General features: G+C 71.0%; 16 protein-coding genes and 1 riboswitch. Of the genes, 5 read left to right on the forward strand and 11 right to left on the reverse strand.

The genetic code is table 11. The annotated features are described in order from the left end of the window. Positions 1–13 precede the first annotated feature (13 nt). Positions 14–910: an RNA polymerase sigma-70 factor gene (locus tag BH708_RS08180; protein WP_076807998.1), complete on the forward strand. Its 897-nt coding sequence runs from the start codon at positions 14–16 to the stop codon at positions 908–910. Between the two features lie 103 nt (positions 911–1,013). Here the strand turns inward: BH708_RS08180 and rpsI are convergent, their stop codons facing one another. The 3 genes from rpsI to truA all read right to left on the reverse strand — a co-directional run bounded on the left by rpsI (position 1,014) and on the right by truA (position 3,295). After that, positions 1,014–1,523, reverse strand: coding sequence for a 30S ribosomal protein S9 (gene rpsI, locus BH708_RS08185; protein ID WP_076808000.1), 510 nt, complete (start codon positions 1,521–1,523; stop codon positions 1,014–1,016). 52 nt (positions 1,524–1,575) lie between these two features. Beyond that, entirely contained in the window at positions 1,576–2,019 is a 444-nt protein-coding gene (gene rplM, locus BH708_RS08190) for a 50S ribosomal protein L13 (protein ID WP_076808002.1), read from the reverse strand. A 322-nt stretch (positions 2,020–2,341) separates the two neighbouring features. After that, positions 2,342–3,295 carry a tRNA pseudouridine(38-40) synthase TruA gene (gene truA, locus BH708_RS08195; RefSeq protein WP_083713386.1) on the reverse strand — a complete coding sequence of 318 codons (954 nt, stop codon included), beginning with the start codon at positions 3,293–3,295 and terminating at the stop codon, positions 2,342–2,344. Positions 3,296–3,569: 274 nt separating this feature from the next. On the opposite strand from truA, the gene purD reads away from it, so the two are divergent. Together purD and BH708_RS08205 are read left to right on the forward strand one after the other, a co-directional pair. Further along, positions 3,570–4,949, forward strand: coding sequence for a phosphoribosylamine--glycine ligase (gene purD, locus BH708_RS08200; RefSeq protein ID WP_083713897.1), 1,380 nt, complete (start codon positions 3,570–3,572; stop codon positions 4,947–4,949). After that, positions 4,946–5,863 (forward strand): phosphoribosylaminoimidazolesuccinocarboxamide synthase, encoded by a 918-nt coding sequence (locus tag BH708_RS08205; protein WP_076808003.1) that lies wholly within the window; start codon positions 4,946–4,948, stop codon positions 5,861–5,863. The genes purD and BH708_RS08205 overlap by 4 nt, the downstream gene beginning before the upstream one ends. Positions 5,864–5,914: 51 nt before the next feature. Here the strand turns inward: BH708_RS08205 and BH708_RS08210 are convergent, their stop codons facing one another. The 8 genes from BH708_RS08210 to BH708_RS08245 form a co-directional block, all read right to left on the reverse strand. Then, a complete protein-coding gene (locus BH708_RS08210) occupies positions 5,915–8,452 on the reverse strand; it encodes an ATP-binding cassette domain-containing protein (RefSeq protein WP_076808005.1) in 2,538 nt (845 codons plus the stop codon). After that, a complete protein-coding gene (locus BH708_RS08215) occupies positions 8,442–9,077 on the reverse strand; it encodes an ECF transporter S component (protein ID WP_076808007.1) in 636 nt (211 codons plus the stop codon). The genes BH708_RS08210 and BH708_RS08215 overlap by 11 nt, the downstream gene beginning before the upstream one ends. Beyond that, entirely contained in the window at positions 9,074–9,799 is a 726-nt protein-coding gene (locus tag BH708_RS08220) for a YkoF family thiamine/hydroxymethylpyrimidine-binding protein (protein ID WP_076808008.1), read from the reverse strand. The genes BH708_RS08215 and BH708_RS08220 overlap by 4 nt, the downstream gene beginning before the upstream one ends. Positions 9,800–9,838: 39 nt before the next feature. Beyond that, positions 9,839–9,948: riboswitch (TPP riboswitch) on the reverse strand. 94 nt (positions 9,949–10,042) lie between these two features. Next, on the reverse strand, positions 10,043–10,618 hold the full coding sequence (locus BH708_RS08225; RefSeq protein ID WP_076808010.1) for a protein-L-isoaspartate O-methyltransferase: 576 nt from the start codon (positions 10,616–10,618) through the stop codon (positions 10,043–10,045). 9 nt (positions 10,619–10,627) lie between these two features. Then, a complete protein-coding gene (locus tag BH708_RS08230; RefSeq protein WP_076808012.1) occupies positions 10,628–11,353 on the reverse strand; it encodes an MBL fold metallo-hydrolase in 726 nt (241 codons plus the stop codon). 283 nt (positions 11,354–11,636) lie between these two features. Next, a complete protein-coding gene (locus BH708_RS08235; RefSeq protein WP_083713390.1) occupies positions 11,637–12,632 on the reverse strand; it encodes a helix-turn-helix domain-containing protein in 996 nt (331 codons plus the stop codon). Positions 12,633–12,735: 103 nt separating this feature from the next. Continuing rightward, positions 12,736–13,590, reverse strand: a complete 855-nt coding sequence (locus tag BH708_RS08240; protein WP_076808014.1) for an SDR family oxidoreductase — start codon at positions 13,588–13,590, stop codon at positions 12,736–12,738. Positions 13,591–14,228: 638 nt separating this feature from the next. Beyond that, a complete protein-coding gene (locus BH708_RS08245; protein WP_076808015.1) occupies positions 14,229–14,900 on the reverse strand; it encodes a TetR/AcrR family transcriptional regulator in 672 nt (223 codons plus the stop codon). An 83-nt stretch (positions 14,901–14,983) separates the two neighbouring features. Between BH708_RS08245 and BH708_RS08250 the strand changes: the two genes are divergently transcribed. Beyond that, positions 14,984–16,393 carry an MFS transporter gene (locus BH708_RS08250; RefSeq protein WP_076808017.1) on the forward strand — a complete coding sequence of 470 codons (1,410 nt, stop codon included), beginning with the start codon at positions 14,984–14,986 and terminating at the stop codon, positions 16,391–16,393. A gap of 134 nt (positions 16,394–16,527) precedes the next feature. Then, positions 16,528–17,541: a nitronate monooxygenase family protein gene (locus BH708_RS08255; protein ID WP_256386312.1), complete on the forward strand. Its 1,014-nt coding sequence runs from the start codon at positions 16,528–16,530 to the stop codon at positions 17,539–17,541. Positions 17,542–18,149 lie beyond the last annotated feature (608 nt).

The raw sequence follows: 18,149 nt of genomic DNA on the forward strand, positions 1-18,149 counted from the left end.
CGAGAGGTCGATCATGCCCGATGCCGCGCCCCGGTCCGCGACCGATGCCTTCGTCACCCATCGCAACCTGCTGTTCACCGTCGCCTACGAGATCCTGGGGTCCGCGGCCGACGCCGAGGACGTGCTGCAGGAGAGTTGGCTGCGGTGGGCGGAGGTGGACCTCGACGAGGTCCGCGAGCCCCGCGCCTACCTGGTGCGGATCGCGACCCGTCAAGCGCTGAACCGGCTGCGGAGCCTCGAGCGGCGCAAGGAGGACTACGTGGGGCAGTGGTTGCCGGAGCCGCTGCTGACCGCTCCCGACGTCGCGGAGGACGTGGTGCTCGCCGACAGCGTCTCGATGGCGCTGATGGTGGTGCTCGAATCGCTCTCGCCCACCGAGCGGGCGGTGTTCGTGCTGCGCGAGACGTTCGGCTTCTCGCACCCTGAGATCGCCGAGGCCGTGGATCGCTCGCCCGCCGCGGTGCGGCAGATCGCCCATCGTGCGCGGGAGCACGTCGCGGCGCGCCGCCCTCACCACCGCACGGATGCGACGGAGGCGCGTCGCACGCTCGACGCCTTCACCCGCTCGATCGAGACGGGTGACGTGCAGGCGCTCATGGACGTGCTGGCCCCGGACGTCGTGGTGCTGGCGGACGGCGGAGGCATCAAGCAGGCCGTGCCCAATGCGGTGCGCGGGGCCGACAGGGTCGCGCGCCTGTTCCTGGGCGGGATGCGCAAGGCGGCCGGGACCCTCACGGCACGACCGACCGCCGTCAACGGCCACCCGGCCCTGGCCATCGAGCTCGACGGCGAGCTGGACGGCATCTTCAGCGCCCAGGTCCGGGACGGGCGCATCGCCGCGATCTACTACGTCCGCAACCCGGAGAAGCTCTCGCGCCTCTCCTGCGCGACGGTGCTCACGGCGCGCTGATCCCGGGCGCGAGCGGTCGCGGGACGACGAACGGCCCCCGACCGCCGTGGGTCGAGGGCCGTGCGTACGGCGTGCTCGGTGCGGATCGACGATCCGCGCCCGATCAGCGCTTGGAGTACTGCGGCGCCTTGCGGGCCTTCTTCAGTCCGGCCTTCTTGCGCTCGATGATGCGCGCATCGCGCTTGAGGAAGCCGGCCTTCTTGAGCGTCGGGCGGTTGTTGTCCCGATCGATCTCGTTCAGGGCGCGGGCGACACCGAGGCGCACGGCACCGGCCTGGCCGGACGGGCCGCCGCCGGTGATGCGGACGACGACGTCGAAGCGGCCCTTGAGGTCGAGGACCGTGAACGGGTCGTTGACCTCCTGCTGGTGCAGCTTGTTCGGGAAGTAATCCTCGAGGCTGCGCTCGTTGATGGTCCACTGGCCGGAGCCGGGGATCAGACGCACGCGAGCGACGGCCTGCTTGCGACGGCCGGTGCCGTAGCCCGGCGCGGTCGCGGACTGACCGGCGCCGACGGCGGCTTCGCCGGTCGACTCGGTGGTGAAGTTCGACGGGACGTTCTCGTCCGTCTCCTCGGTCGTGGGCTCGAGGGTCTCAGGGGTGGTCTCAGTCACGGTTCTCCTTGGTTCGTCCGTGCGGCAGGGCGGAGTGGCGGGACGCCCCCGCTTACTGCGCCACCTGATCGATGGTGAAGGGAACGGGCTGCTGAGCGGAATGCGGGTGCTCGGAGCCCGAGTAGATCTTCAGCTTCTTGATCTGCTGATCAGCGAGCTTGTTCTTGGGGAGCATGCCACGGATGGCCTTCTCCACCGCACGCTCGGGGTTCTTCTCGAGCAGCTCGGAGTAGGGGATGCCGCGGAGGCCGCCGGGGTAACCGGAGTGGCGGTAGGCCAGCTTGGTTTCCCGCTTGTTGCCGGTCAGGGCGACCTTGTCAGCGTTGATGATGATCACGAAGTCGCCTGCATCCACGTGGGGTGCGAAGACCGGCTTGTGCTTTCCCCTCAGGAGCTGAGCAGCCTGGGAAGCGAGCCGGCCGAGGACGACATCGTTTGCGTCAATGACGTACCAGGAACGCTCGACATCGCCGGGCTTCGGGGTGAACGTACGCACTCGTGCCTTCTTCTCTCGTCATGGTGCCCAGGCGGCGGGATGCCGACCGGGCACGGTTCGATGGACCGTGGGCACGCTTCCTTCGGGTAAAAGCATGGCCCTGTCGCTGCGCCCGTCCCGCTCCGCACACGATGCGACGGCGGTCCTGGATGTGTGTGAGATGCCCTTTTCGCGCCGGGCGTGAGAAATCGGCTGCGGAGTCGGGCACACATCAAGGCACAACGACCCTCCACGATAGTGCGTCCGAGCTGGCAGCGTCAACGCGGGCGGGGCCTGGCGAGGGTGTGATCTCCGGCTCCGTCACGCGCCGCGTTCGAGCGGTTCAGCCCCGGCGCGCCCGTGCGATGGCGGCGCGAGCGGCGAGCTCCTCGTCCGGCGGGTAGGCGACATGATCGAGGGTCAGTCCCTGCGGCGGGCACATCGGGGCGGCGCCGAGACCGTCGCGGGTGGGCGCCTCGCGGGTGCGGGCGGCGAGCACCTGGGCGGGCCAGCCCTCGTCCCGTCGCCCCTCCCCCACGGGGATCAGGGCGCCCACCAGGCAACGCACCATGTGATGGCAGAAGGCGTCGGCGACCACGGTCGCGACGACCAGACCCTCGTCGGCGCGGCCGAGTTCCGGGCGCTCCCAGCGCAGCTCGCGCAGGGTGCGGATGGTGCTCGCGCCCTCGCGGGGCCGGCAGAAGGAGAGGAAGTCGTGCTCGCCGAGCAGCGTCGCGCTCGCCCGTGCCATGGCGGAGACATCCAGGTGGCGGCGGTGTCGCAGCACGTCGCGCCGCAGCGGGTCGTGGACGGCCGGACCGTCGGAGATGCGATAGGTGTAGCGACGCCAGAGAGCGCCGAAGCGGGCATCGAAGTCGTCGGGGACCTCGCGGGCCACGTGCACGACGACGTCGGCGGGAAGCCCCCCCGCGAGCCGGGTGACGAGGGCCTCGGCCGGGCTGCGGTCGGAGCGCCCGGGGAGGGTGGCCAGCACGTCGCGGGACACGTCGAGGTGGCAGACCTGGCCGCGGGCGTGGACGCCGGAGTCGGTGCGCCCCGCGACGCTCACGCGCAGCGGTGTGCGGGTGACGCGGGCCAGAGCTTCCTCGAGCTCGCCTTGCACGGTGCGCTGGCCCGGCTGGGTCGCCCATCCGCGGAAGGCCGTGCCGTCGTAGGACACGTCCAGGCGCAGCCGGGCGATCGATGCCGCGGCCCGCGTCCTGGCGGGGCACTGCACGGGAACGGTCCACCCCACCGGGGTCGCGGTGCGGTCGGGGTCCGGGAACGCGGCGGGCATGGCTCAGATCGTAACGGCGTCGGCGGTGGGCCCCCACCCGGCACAGGCGGTGTGAAACTCATCGGGCTCGGCCTCGCGATATGCTCGATCCCTCCATTCCACGCTCGAGTACGCATTCCACGCTCGAGTACTGCGCGTGGACCCCGGTGCCGGAGAATCTCGGCGCGTCCGGGTAGGCCCACCCCCTACCGGAGCGCGCCATGAGTCCACGTCCCCGATGCCGCAGTGCGGTCACTTCATCGGCGAGCGCGGCCCGCTCGGTACGCTGGCCGACGTGAAGATCCTCGTCATCGGCTCCGGAGGTCGCGAGCACGCGATCATCCGTCGCCTCGCCGCCGACCATCCCGCACCCGAGCTCCACGCCGCTCCCGGCAACCCCGGGATCGCCGAGCTCGCGACCTGCCACGACCTCTCCCTCAGCGATCTGGACGCCCAGGTGGCGCTCGCGCGTCAGCTGTCCCCGGACCTCGTGGTGATCGGCCCGGAGGCCCCGCTGGTCGCCGGCAGCGCCGACCGTCTGCGCGCGGCGGGCCTGACCGTGTTCGGCCCGTCGGCCGCCGCCGCCCAGCTCGAGGGCTCCAAGTCCTGGGCGAAGGAGATCATGGCCGCCGCCGGTGTTCCCACCGCCGCGTCGGTGACGGTCACCGCGCTCGAGGAGCTGGGTGCCGGGTTGGACCGGGTGAATCCGCTGTCGGACGTGCCCTTCGTGGTCAAGGCCGACGGGCTCGCCGCCGGCAAGGGCGTGGTGGTCACCCCCGACCGCGACGCCGCGATCGCCCACGGCGAGGCGGTGCTGACCGCCGGCGGCTCCGTGGTGCTCGAGGAGTTCCTCGACGGCCCCGAGGTGTCCCTGTTCTGCCTCAGCGACGGCACCCGGGTGGTCCCGCTGGCCCCCGCGCAGGACTTCAAGCGCGCGCTGGACGACGACGAGGGCCCCAACACCGGCGGCATGGGCGCCTACTCCCCTCTCCCCTGGGCGCCCGAGGGTCTGGCCGACGAGGTCGTGCGCGCTGTCGCCCAGCCGACGATCGACGAGATGGCCTCCCGCGGGACCCCCTTCGTCGGGGTGCTGTACTGCGGCCTCGCCCTCACCTCCCGGGGCGTGCGAGTGGTCGAGTTCAACGCCCGCTTCGGCGACCCGGAGACGCAGGTCGTCCTCGAGCGGCTGGCCTCTCCGTTCGCTCCCCTCCTGCTCGCCGCCGCCTGCGGCGACCTCAGCGCCGTCCCGCCCCCGAGCTGGCACGATTCCGCCGCCGTGACCGTGGTCGTCGCCTGCGCCGGATACCCGGCCGCCGCCCGCACCGGGGACGTCATCGCCGGGATCGACGCGGCGGAGATGCTCGGCACCCACGTGATCCACGCCGGCACGGTCCGCGACGAGCACGGCGCGCTGCTCAGCGCCGGCGGCCGCGTGCTGTCCGTCGTCGGCGCCGGGGAGGATCTCGAAGCGGCCCGTGTGCTGGCCCTGGCCGGGGCGGAGGCGATCACCCTCGAAGGATGCCAGCACCGACGCGACATCGCCCGCACCGCGGCCCGGGACGCGCAGTCCGACCCCGTCACGCAGTCCGCATCGAGCGCAGGATCGTCGGCAGGTGCCGGGACCGCGCCGGACGCCCCATCGACCCCGATCTCCGACGAGGGAGCCTCCGCATGAGCACCACCGCCTCCACGCCCCTGGTCGAGGCCCCGCAGCTGTCCGGATGGGACCACGCCGTCACCGGCAAGGTCCGCGAGCTGTACGTCCCGGCCGGCGTCGACCCGGCCGAGGCGAGCGAGGTGCTGGTGGTCGCGACCGACCGCATCAGCGCCTACGACCACTCCCTGCAGCCCGGGATCCCCGACAAGGGCAGGGTGCTCACGGCCATCAGCCGCTTCTGGTTCGACCAGCTGTCCGACCTCGTCCCCAGCCACGTGATCTCCGCGACCGACGTGCCCGCGGACGTCGCCGGTCGCGCGCTGCGCTGCCACGGCCTGGACATGGTGCCGCTGGAATGCGTCGCCCGCGGCTACCTCACCGGGTCGGGGCTGGCCGACTACCGGGCCGGGGGCTCCGTCGGCGGGCACGTGCTGCCCGGCGGCCTGGTCGACGCCTCCCGCCTGGATCCGGCGATCTTCACCCCGTCCACCAAGGCCGAGGCCGGGGAGCACGATCAGAACATCACCGTCGCCCAGGCCCGGGATCTGGTGGGCCGTGAGCTCGCCGACGAGCTCGAGCACCTCACGCTCGCGGCGTACGAGAGGGCCCGGAGCATCGCCGCCGAGCGCGGCATCCTGCTGGCCGACACCAAGTTCGAGTTCGGCCGCTCGCGCACCGACGGCACCCTGATGCTCGGCGACGAGGTGCTCACCCCCGACTCGAGCCGATTCTGGTCCGCGGACTCCTACGTCGAGGGCCGCACCCAACCCAGCCTGGACAAGCAGTTCGTGCGCGACTGGCTGACCTCCCGCGCCTCCGGCTGGCACAAGGGCACCGACACCCCACCACCGGCGCTGCCCGCCGAGGTGGTCGAGCAGACCCGCGACCGCTACGTCGAGGCCTACGAGCGCCTCACCGGCGAACGGTTCTGATCCGACCGGAGGCGCGGCAGAAGCTCCTCCCGCCCTCCCCTCGCGCTCGTCTCAGACCACGATCAGCACGCCGGTGACCACGCCGGCCACGGCGACGACGAGCACGGTATCGACCCAGGTCAACGGCACGGGCCTCCAGACGGTCCGTGGACCGTCGTCGAGCCCTCGGGATTCCAGGGCCAGAGCGATCCGCTCGGCCGCACGGATCACGTCCACCAGCAGGCCGAACGCGCAACCGAGCAGACGGCGCGGTCCGAGCGGCGGCACCGAGCCGTCAGCTCGCAGCGGCAGCCGCACCCGGTGTGCCCGGGTGAGGACGCTCCACCGTTCCGGGAGATCATCGAGCAGACGACGACCGGCGAGAAGCGCGAGGGCGTACCGGGCGGGCAGGCGAGCGTGCTGCTGCAGGCTCACCATGGTGCGGCGGGGATCGGTCGCGCGGGCGACGCCGAGCGCACCGAGCCCGATCACCAGAGCGCGCAGGGCGAGGGCCGCACCCAGCACCAGCCCCTCCTCGGTGACGCGGACGGGCAGATCCGGCCACGGTTCGCGGCCGGGTCTGCTCAGCACGTTGACGGTGAACACCCCGGCAGCGAAGACCGCGAAGGGCAGCTGTCCGCGCAGCAGACGGCGCGGCCCCATGCGCGTGCCCACCATCACCGCGATGGTGAGCAGGAGGTAGAGCACGGCGAGCGGCGCAGGGTCGGTGAGGAACAGGCACAGTCCGCTGACCGCCGTGAGCAGCCCCAGCAGCACCGTCGGGTTCCGGTGCGCGAGCGGGACCGCCGGAGCAGGCTCGACCGGCTCGGCGCCGGCCCCGGCGCCGGCCCCGGCGACGGTCCCGCCGCGGGACCCGGTCACGGCAGCTGCGCGGGCCACGGGACCTGCGCCCTCTCCGCCGCTGGGAACCAGCCCGGCCGCGGTCATCAGCGCACGGTCCGCGATCAGCGCGGCGGGGGCCAGCGGTGGCAGCACCGTGCCGTCGACGATCACCACCACCGCGTCCGCGGCGGACACGGCCCGCAGATCATGGGTGGTCATCACCACCGCACGTCCTTCGTCAGCCGCCGACCTGAGCATGCCCATGACCGTGCGGTGGGCGGCATGGTCGAGGCCGAACCCGGGCTCGTCGGCCAGCAGGACGGGTCGGTCACGCAGCAGCATCGCCGCGAGCGACAGGCGCCGCTGCTGTCCTCCCGAGAGACGGAACGGGCTCGACCCGCTCCAGTCCGCGAGCCGCAGCCGGGCCAGCATCTCCTCGATCCGCTCCGGGCTCGCCCCCGTGTCGGCGAGCTCGTCGCGCACCGTCGTCCCGACGAACTGCGATTCGGGTCGTTGGAAGACGAGCCCGGCAGCCGACCCGACGACCGTGCCTGTCCGCGGCTGATCGAGGCGGGCGAGCGCACCGAGCAGCGTCGACTTCCCCGCCCCGTTCCGTCCGACGACCGCGACGAGATCGCCGGCGGCCAGGTCGAGATCGATGCCGGAGAGCACGGTCGTGTCGCCGTGCCCGAGCGTGAGACTGCGGGCCCGCAGCGCGAGCGGTCGCGGGACGGCGCTCGGGCCCGAGAGGCCCGGGAATCCCGGTTCGATCCTCGCATCGGACCCGGTCGCGATCCCGGTCCCGGCTTCGGCTCCGGCCTCGGGCTCCGCCCGGGCACCATCATCGTCGGAGCCGCGGTCCTCCCGCGCGAGCTCCTGGTCGAGGTCCCACGGCAGCCAGCACCCCTCCTCCCGCAGCCTGCGGCCGTGCTCGGCGAGGACGCCTGCCGTCGGGCCGTCGGCCAGCACGTGCCCGGAGCGGTCCAGGGCGATGGTGCGTGCCGGCAGCGCCGCGACCCCTCGATCCCCCGCCCACTCGTCGAGCCGGTGCTCCACGAGCACCGTCGCCACCCCGGCGTCGGCGACCACCGATCCCAGGCTCTCCCGCACCGCCGCCACACCGTCGGCATCGAGCATCGCAGTGGGTTCGTCGAGCAGCAGCAGCTTCGGGCCGGCGACGGTCGCCGCCGCGAGAGCCACGCGCTGCAGCTCGCCGCCGGACAGATCGCGCGTCCGCCGGGGCTGCAGGTGCCCCGCCGCGACATGGCGCAGCGCGGAGGCCACCTGCGTCCCGATCCGTGCCCGGGGCACGCACCGGTTCTCCAGCGGCAGCGCGATCTCGTCGGCGACGTCCGGCAGGCACACACCGTCGGCCGGGTCCTGCCCGAGATATCCGACGACGTCCGACAGGGCGACGACCCCGTCGGCCGTCGGGTCCCGCCCGTCGATCCGCAGCCGTCCGCGGAGGCGTGCGCGCACATGGGACGGCACGGCGCCGGCCAGCGCCAGCAGGAAGGTGGACTTCCCCGCGCCGGAGGGCCCGAGCAGGAGGATCTGTTCGCCCGCCCGGATGGTGCCGGTCCAGGGCCCGACGCCGTCCCCCGAGGGGAGGATGACCTCGACGTCCTCCGCCCGGACCAGCGGCCGGCCCCCGTCCCCGTCCTCCGACCTCTCGTGGGCGCTGGCCGCGCCGTGATCCGCGCAGACCGCAGGGGCGCGGTCGACGTGCGGTGCGCCGCCGCACGCCGACGGCGCCTCAGTGGACACGGCGAGCGGGGGCGGCGTCCTCGGACCCCTGCGAACCGGTGCTCCTGCGCGCGGCGCCGATCGCGAAGTTGTCGAGCACCCCGGTGCGCACGAGGGCATCGACCAGGACCTTGGCGAGCAGGCCGCCGAGCACGAGGCCGGAGAGGACCTGCATACCCAGACGCAGGGCGAGGATGTCCTGCCCGTACCAGCCCATGCGCAGCGCGGTCCAGAAGAAGACGAGACCGGCGCCGAGCACCCCGGAGACGGCGAAGGTGCCCCATCCGAACCGGCGATACCGGGTCAGCGCGAAGGGCAGCTCGCTGCCGATGCCCTGGAGCGCCGCGGACACCAGCAGCAGCGGGCCGACGGGACTGCCGAGGAACACCACCTCGACCACGGCCGCGAGGACCTCGGCGATCACGCCGCTGAAGGGCCGACGGATGATCGCGACCGCGACGGGCCCCACCAGCAGCCAGGACCCGGCCAGGACGTGCTGGGCGAGGTCGCCGGCGGGACCCATGGCGATCGCCAGACCGTTCCAGGCCTGGACGAACACCCAGTACAGGAAGCCGAAGGTGATGCCGAGCACCACCATCAGCACGATCTCGCGCAGGTCCATCCGTGCACGGGCGGGGGCGCTCATCGCGTCCCCGGACCGAGATCGCGCACCTCGTGCGACGGGCTGTTGAGACTGAGCGTGAGATGGCTGGTCACGTGCTGGACGCCGCGTCCCACGAGCACCCAACCGGCGAGCGCGGTCGCGAGGACGTCCCCGAGGTCGCCCTCGAGACGGGTCACGAAGTGCTCGGAGCCGCGGAAGGTGCCCAGCTCCCGGGCATGGTCGATCGCCGCGTAGATGTCTCGCATGTGATCGGGGGCGGTGCCGTCCCCGGTGTCCTGGTCGGCCAAGGGGTACAGCGCCCACTCGGCGGTGGCGAAGCGTCCGGTCCGGCGCGGGGGCGGGACCTCGGCACGTCGTGGTCCGGCGCCGCCGGGCAGCTCGCAGACGACCTCGCCAGGGCAGCCGCGCGACAGGTGCACGGTCAGCGTGGCGTGGTGCTCGGTGCGGGCGAGGCCCTCGCCGAGGTCGATCAGCCAGCGCAGGAGGTCCGCCTCGTGACCTCCGACGTAGGTGGAGACGTCGCCGGTCTCGCGCACCAGCGAGCTCTCGTCGAGACCGGAGAGCGTCTCGCCGAGGATCCGGGCGTAGTCGTCGGCCATGACGCCGGCAGTGACCCGGGCACCGACCCCGAAGCCCAGCGGGGACTCGGCGGGGTCCGCGGAGACGGACGAAGCCGACCCCTCACCCGGGGCGGCGGAGGACGCGGGGGAAGCGGACGATGCAGCAGCAGCAGCGGTGGTCACGATCCGTGCCTTTCACGACGCGGCACGGACGCACAGCGGCTCTCGCCCTGCGGAGACTCCCTGCGCCGGCATGATCCGGATCAGGTTCTACGGTCGGAGTCGGAGTACTCCCTCTCAGCCCGGCTCACCGGGCTCCCGTGCACACGGCCACTGTAACCGCCGGCCGGAGCGCGCCGCACAGACCGTCCGCCGCCGCTGCGACCGGGAAGCCGCCGGCGCCCCGTCAGTCCTCGTCAGCTCTCGTCAGTCCTCCACCAGGGGGACGAAGCGGAACGCTCCGTGCTCGGTGTCCCGCAGCTCGTCCCCTCGGCGTTCGACGCGGCGCATCGTGGGGCCCACCGGGATCACCATCACCCCGCCGTCGGCCAGCTGCTCGACCAGGTCGTCCGGGAGCTGCCGCGCCTCGGCGGAGACCAGGATCCGGTTGTAGGGGCCGTCCTCTGGGGCGCCCAGCACACCCGGGCGGGCGAGCCGGATCTCCGCCACGCCCGCGGTGTCGTCGGCGAGGAGGGCCTGTCGCGACGGTTCGATGAGCGCCTCCTGGCGCTCCACGCCGATCACCCTCCCGTCGGGTCCGACGAGGTGCGCGAGCAGCGCCGTCGTCCACCCCGAGCCGGATCCGAGGTCGAGAACCCTGGCGCCGGGCGGGACGTCGAGCAACCGGAGCATGGCTCCGACGGTGAAGGGCTGCGAGTTCGTCTGGCCGTGGCCGATGGGGAGCGGAGCGTCCTGGTCCGCCCGATCGCGCTGGTCCTCGGGCAGGAACCGGGCCCGCTGCACCGCCCGGAAGGCGAGTTCCACGGCGTCGTCGCGTCCCATGACGATCCGTCAGCCTGCGGGGATCTCGACGACGCCGTCGGCCGGCCAGTCGCGCACCTCGGTGCTCCCGGGGGCGAGGTTCGTGGACTGGCGCAGGAAGATCGGTCGGCCGACGTCGCTGGCGATCGCCTCGTGCACGGGCAGGGCGAGGACAGGGCGGACGCTGCGCAGGAAGTCGATGGTCTCGGACATCTTCGACCACGGCGCGACGACCGCGAAGGCGAGCACGTCGATCCCGTGGAACTCGGGGACCGGCTCGAGGGAGTCCCCGGTGATGCCGAGCCGTGGGCCGTCCCCGGCGGTGAGCACCAGGCCCGTGTTGCCCACCCGGGGGATGTCGGGATGGATGATCGCGTGCTGGCCGCCGACGGCCCTGATCCTCAGGGCCGGGTCCTCGCCGACCGGCGGGAACTCGTGGGCGACCCCGGCGCTCAGCGGGAGCAGACGCTCACTGCCGATGGCCGGGGCGTCCTCGGCCGGCTCGGCCAGCTGCGTCGCGGTCTCCGGCTCGGCGATCACGATCGCCCGAGGACTCGCGGCGAGCGCCTCGGCCAACAGGGCGCGGTCGAGGTGGTCGGGATGCTGGTGGGTGATCGCGACGGCGTCGAGGCCGCCGAGGATCCCCAGGCCCAGCGCCCGCACGGCCTGCCCGCTGAAGCCGCCCGGATCGACCAGGAGTCGTCTCCCGGCGGTCTCGACGAGCAGGCAGGAATGGACGAGGTGACGGATCTTCATCGCTGCCTCCGGCATCGGTGGACTCGGACACGTCGAACCTAACGCGCTTCGCCTCGGGACGCGAGGGCTCGGGGCACGCAGGCATCGGCGGACGCAGGCATCAGCGGACGCAGGCATCAGTGCGAAGGGGCCGAGGACCGGCATCGTTCGAGGGAGAAGTATTCTCCGGCTGATTCACGCACAGCAGCGATCGCATCTCGTGCCACCGGCGCCCGGTCGACCGGGGAACCGGTCCTCCGGACGTCACGTCGAGGTGGTCAGCGCTGCACGGCAGACAGATCCGTCACGACATGCCCGGCGAGGACCCTGCTCTGGACCGTGGCGACGTCGAGGACTGGGTGCGCCGCTGGGGTATACCCCGGAGCGACAGCTGGACGGCTGTCGTGAGTGTGCGTTGACCGGGACTTGTCTTCCGGTGTGCACACGCCTTCGACGGGGCTTTCTGGATCCAGCTCGCGAGCAGGGCGAGCGCCGCTTGCGAATCGCTGCCCGGCTCGGTCGTGTAGATGTACAGCACCTGCGAGGCGTCGCCAGGGAGAGACAGACTCTCGAACTGCAACGAGACCTCGCCGATCACGGGATGGTCGAGTCGTTTGACGCCATGGGTGCGCTGATGCACGCGGTGTGCGGACCACCAGCGCCGGAACTCGGGGCTCGCGATGGACAGCTCTCCGACGAGTTCGTGCAGGCCCCGGTCGTCGGACGCCGAGGCGGAGTCCAGACGCAGTGCTTCGACTGCGTTGCGAGCTTGATCCTCCCAGTCGATGAACAGGCTCCGAGCACCCTCGTCCAGAAACATCCAGCGGGCGTAGTTGCGATGAGAGGCGGGCATCGAATCGAAGTCCGCGAACAGGGCTCGAGCAAGGGTGTTGGAGGCGAGGACGTCCGTGCGTCGCCCCAGGATCAGCGCTGGCTGCGTCGTGAAGGAGTCCAGCAATTGGTGGAGCCCCGACCGCGCGCGCTGCACCATAGGGCGCGTGCGGGTGGCGGGAGCGCTGGCGGCATCGAGGAGGGCGTGAAGGTAGACCTCGCCCGCCTCGTCGAGATCGAGCGCGCGGATCAGCGCGTCGACGACCTGGGTCGACGGCGTGAGCTTTCTGCCCTGCTCGAGGCGCGTGTAGTAGTCGGTGGAGACCCCGGCCAGCAGGGCGACCTCTTCCCGGCGCAAGCCGGGCACGCGCCGGATCCGTCCGTCAGGCAGCAGCCCGGTCTGCTCGGGTTCGCGGCTGGCGCGTGCGCGGCGGAGGAACTCGCCCAGCTCGTGGTGCGGCGTGCTCATGTGCCCATCCTTCCACCAACGGGCCGCTGAGCTCGCGGCCCAGGCCGGGCCGAGGAGGGTGGCCGGCGCCACGCCACGCCGGAACGTCGGCCATCCAGACAGATCAACGAACGTAATCCGTGCTGTGCGCGAGCCGGCGGCCGGTGAGGACCTCTGCCTTCAGCGAGTCGGCCTTGCTCTCGGCGAGATCCGAGGAATCTGAGCCGAGCTGCTGGCGCAGCGGACCGCTCTCGCGTTGAGCGATCGCGACGAGCGCCTCGGCCGCTTTGGCCGGATCGCCGGGCTGGGTGCCCGACATCGCCTTATGCGCTGCGATCATCTCTCGAATGGCCGGGTACGCGTCCGTGAAGGCATCGGTCAGCGCGAGGGAATCGTCGGTCAGGAAGGAGGTGTCGAAGTATCCGGGCTCGATGATCGTGACGCCTATGCCAAGATCGGCGACCTCTGCAGCCAGCGCCTCGGACAGTCCTTCGACGGCGAACTTCGCCGCGCTGTACAGCCCCCAGCCAGGGAACGCGACCAGCCCGACGATCGAGGAGAGGTTGAGGATGTGACCGCTTCTCGCGGCGCGCATCCGGGGGAGGGCGGCGCGGATCACGTTCCAGGTGCCGATCAGCTGCACGTCGATCATGGCGCGAACGGCCTCGGTGCTGGTCTCCTCGACAGCGCCGAGGATGCCGTAACCGGCGTTGTTGACCACGACATCGATCTGCCCGAAGCGCTCCGTCGCCTGGGCGATCGCGCCGTCGACCTGGGTCTCGTCAGCCAGCGACACCTCCAGCGCCAGCAGCCTCGTCGTGTCGACCTCTGCAAGTCCGGCGAGCAGCCGTTCGAGGGAGCGAGTGGTCGCCGTGACCTGGTCGCCATGATTCAGGAGGTGCTTCACAAGATGGAGCCCGAGTCCGCGCGAGGCGCCGGTGACGACCCAGGAGGCAGGGCGGCCGATGGGATAGGTCATGGGATGTCCTCTCGGTAGTGAGTGCTTCCACTGTCCCGTGGTCAGCGGGGCGATTTCCGCCCATAGCGGGCTCTGCTCTGCCTAGGACTGAGAGACCCAGTGAGGACGATCGAGTGAAGGGAGCCGCCGCGCCGCGCCTGGCACCGAGAATCGGCTGGCCATCCGGTCTGCGAGCTGATCAGTGATGCTGCGCGGCGCCCCGCCGAGCAACCGGGCGAGCGTGAGGTCGGGGCGCGAGAAATGGGCGCTGCGGGCCGCCGGGAACGTCGCCAGGGCCCGAGCGATCGAAGGGATCGAAGAACGGATCAGTGCGTAGGTGCGCGCGGTTCGAAGCCTGCAGCACACGCTTCCCGCAGCGAACGGCGTCCTGCCGCAGGAGTTCCCGGAGTCGGAGTCGCCCATGGCGCTCTGCCGCGCCGGAGAGGCCTTCCATGCAGACCTCGTCAGGGAGGGCCACACCGCCGGAATCCTGGCTGCCGGAGTGACACCTGGCGACTTCCAGGCCCTGGCGATGTACAGCGCGATCGCGCTGAAACATAGCCGCGTCGGGCCCCGCGCGAAGACGTCGACCGCAGGACCGACTTCCTCATCAGCGGGATCTGCATGACTTCCTGAAGCGCAACGAGGGGGCTCCCCGTTCAGCAACGATGATGCAGGATGCCCTCCAGCAGGATGTCGAGCGCCCAACGAAGGCGTCCCTCGGGGGTCCCCTGCGTGAACAGCTCCGTATCGAAGGCAGCGAGGGCCGGGTGGCGCCTGAGGTCCGCCGCAGCGAGCGTGGCTGCGAGTTCGTCGATCTCTTGGCCGGTGCCTGCCGACCGCGCCGCCCACTCCGCAGCCATCGTGCTCGCATGTTGGAGCAGGAGGTCAATGCCCCATGCCGCGGCCCTCGCCTCGACCCCGGCGGATTCCAGCAGCCGCAGGAGCAGGTCGATGAGGCTGAGGTAGTTGGGTCCATCGGGCCACACGAACATCGCGGAACGAGCGAGGTTCGCGTGCTCGGTGAGGAGACCGATGTAGTCCGTGATCGCGCGGTGCAGACGTTCGCGCCAGGGCTCCACGCCATCCCACATGAGGTCGAGGTCCGCGAGCAGCCCATCGATGAGGAGGGCGTGCAACACAGTCACGTTCTTCACGTAGACGTAGAGCGACGCGGGCCCCGTGTCGAGTTCGTCGGCGACACGGCGGATCGTCAGCTTGTCCGCGCCCTCTCGCTCCAGGACGCGGCGTGCAGCCTCGACGATCGCTTCCCGTGAGAGGGCAGGCTTCGCAGGGCGCTCTCGCCTGCTGATGGGTGTATGTGCCGCCATTCCAACGATGCTACCAAGTGACGATCTTGATCGTGACGAACATGTTCGTTACGATCACGCTCGTCCTGTAGATCGGAGTTCCCATGACCACCGCTGCCGAAGCGCCATCGCTGTCCACACGAGCCGTCTGGCTCACCCTCATCGTCGTCGTCCTCGCAGATGCCATGGATCTGATGGATGCGACGATCGCTAACATCGCCGCCCCCTCGATCGTGAAAGAGCTTGGCGTGGGCGAGGGCGTGATCCCGTGGCTCGGCGCGTCCTATGCGCTCGCGCTGGGGTCGTTGCTCGTCCTCGGCGGCCGCGCAGGCGACAAGTTCGGTCAGCGCCGCACGTTCCTGGTGGGGCTGATCGGCTTCATCGCTGGATCCGCACTCGCCGGGTTCTCATCCTCTGCCGGCGTGCTGATCGCCGCTCGGGTCGTGCAGGGCGCGTTTGGGGCACTGCTGATTCCACAGGGCATGGCGATCATGGCCGCCACGTTCCCCAAGCCGATGCTGCAGAAGGCGTTCGCCGTGTTCGCGCCGATGCTCGGTGTCTTCGCTGTCGGGGGGCCGGTCCTCGGAGGCATCCTCATCGATGCGGATCTGCTCGGGCTGGGGTGGCGACCGATCTTCCTCATCAACATCATCCTCGGTGGCTTCGCACTGATCCTCGCCCTCCGATACCTGCCCAGCGTCCCCGCTGACCGCTCGACCCGCATCGACCTGCTCGGCAGCGTCCTGCTCGCCCTCGCCCTGTTCGGCCTCCTGTTCGGGCTCGTGACCGGTTCTTCCGACGGGTGGAACGCGGTCACCATCGGCAGCGTGATCGTCGGGGTCCTGCTCCTCGCACTGTTCGGCTGGCGGCAGGCTCGAGCGGCAGAGCCGCTTCTCCCCCGCAGCCTGTTGGCCAACCGGGGCTTCACCTCCGGCCTCGTCGTCGGGCTGTGCGTCTTCGCGAGCTTCAGCGGGCTGATGTACGTCATCAGCCTCTTCTTCCAGCTCGGCCTCGGCTACACCCCGACCGAGACGTCCGTGAACCTGATACCGCTCACCCTCGGCATCATGATCGGCTCCGGAGTCGCAAACGCCCTGATCCTGAAGCTCGGGCGGCGCCTCGTGCTCATCGGGATGCTCACCACCGTCCTCGGCACGGGGGCCCTGCTTCTCTTCGTCCTCGGTTCCGGAGTTCAGGTGACGTGGTGGCAGAACCTCATCGCGACCGGCCTCATCGGGATCGCAGCGGGAATCAGCTTCAATTCGGTCTTCAACACGGCTCTCGGCAATCTGAGGCCTGAGGAAGCCGGCTCGGCCAGCGGCTCGCTCAGCGCGATCCAGCAGGTCGCGAACGGTATGGGGTCGGCACTCGTCACCACAATCTTCATCGGCAATCTCGCCGGTGGGGCAGTCACTGCGATGACGACCACGCTCGTCGTCATCCTTGCCGTTGCCGCTCTGTGCCTCCTCGCCGTGCCGCTTCTGCCCCGCACAGCAGTGGCCATCGAGGAGTAGCGTTTCCAGCCGGCCGGTCTCGTCCGCGGGTTCGCTCGCAGGTGGCGACAGCCGCTGCTGCGAAGCGGCTCGCGCGACTCTCGGCGTGTGCTGTACTCGACCGCCCCCAGTCTTCGAAAGGATGGTCAGCAACCGTGCCGTTGCTCGATTCACCGCTCCCGATAGTCGCTGCCCCCATGGCAGGTGGGCCCACCACCGTTGAGCTGCTCCGAGCCGTCATCGAAGCCGGCGCGTTCGGTTTCCTGGCCGGCGGCTACAAGACCGCAGAGGCTCTGGAGGACGAGATCCGCGAGGTCCGGCGGCTGGGGGCCGGGTTCGGGGTGAATCTGTTCGTGCCCTCTCGCGACGGCGTTGATGCGAGCGCATTCGTGGAATACGCCGAGGAGGTGCGGCAGGAGGCCTCGGTGTACGGACTCGAGATCGATTCGGAGCCTTTCACCGACGACGATCGGTGGGGCGAGAAGCTCGCCCTGCTGATCAGCGAGCCTGTACCGGCTGTGTCGTTCACGTTCGGCCTTCCAGACCCTACCGACATCGCAGCATTGCAGGCGGCGGGCAGCCGGGTGCTGGCCACGGTCACGACCCCGCACGAAGCGCTGCTCGCGCGCGACGCAGGCGTCGATGGCTTGATCGTGCAGGGCTCCTCGGCCGGAGGGCATTCCGCGACCTTCGATCCCCGCCGCACACCTGAGCCGCTCGCGAGCGACGAACTGGTGCGAGAGGTGCTCCGCGCCGTTGACCTCCCGGCCATCGGAGCCGGTGGGGTCGACGGCCCGCAGGCCGTCCGCTCCCTCTTGGAGGCTGGAGCGGAGGCCGTCGCGGTCGGGACGCTGCTCCTGCGCGCCAAGGAGGCCGGAACCTCGGCCACGCACAGGGATGCCCTGGCCGACCCAACGTTCAGCGAGACCGTCCTGACCCGTGCGTTCACTGGTCGTCCGGCGCGAGCACTGCGCAATGGGTTCACTGATCGACACCCCCACGGCATCGACGCCTACCCCGCCGTCCACCACCTCACCCGGTCGATGCGCCAGGCTGCCAACAAGGCCGGCGACGCGGACCGGCTGCATCTGTGGGCCGGAACCGGATGGCGTCGTGCCGCTCCGGTGCCGGCCGCCGACGTCATCCGCCATCTCGCCGAAGTGGCGTGAGCCGCGGGCGGCTCATACTCCCCGGAAGGCGAGGGCGTTCTCGCCAGCGACGCTCTCGAAGGAGCGGGAAGGACGCGCGCCGATCGCACGATGCTCGACACGGCGAACAGGCCCTGCATGAACGGATGAGGGCGCAATGTCGCAGTGTGCAGGGCAGGCGTGCCCGCAGCCGCGGGTTCGAGCACCGCCACCTCAACTGAACAGACCCGTCGCACTGAGGCAGACCCGGCGCGACAGCTACGCGACCGCAGTCATCCCTGTTGCACTGACTCCGACACGGCAGTTCTGCGACGGATCCGCCTCATGGGGTACACGTCACGGTGACGCCATCATCGTGCCGAGCCGGAACGATCGTGATCTCGGACTCGGCTCGATGAGCGATGAGTTCACAGCGACGGCTCGCCGCGTCGTGGTCGGCGTCGTCGGTCGGCTGCGTTCTCGCCCCGAGGGTGATCTCCCGCTCGAAGAACACGAGCCCCGCCGCGCGGACGTTCGGGCGTGACGCTCAGGGCGCGACCACCACCATCCCATACCCGATGGAGGTATACGAACGATATACCCCTGGGCGGTACCATTCCCGCGTCGCGGGCGGCACGGAGAGACCCTCC

Origin of the sequence: Brachybacterium sp. P6-10-X1 (assembly GCF_001969445.1) — a bacterium.
Classification (GTDB): Bacteria; Actinomycetota; Actinomycetes; order Actinomycetales; family Dermabacteraceae; genus Brachybacterium.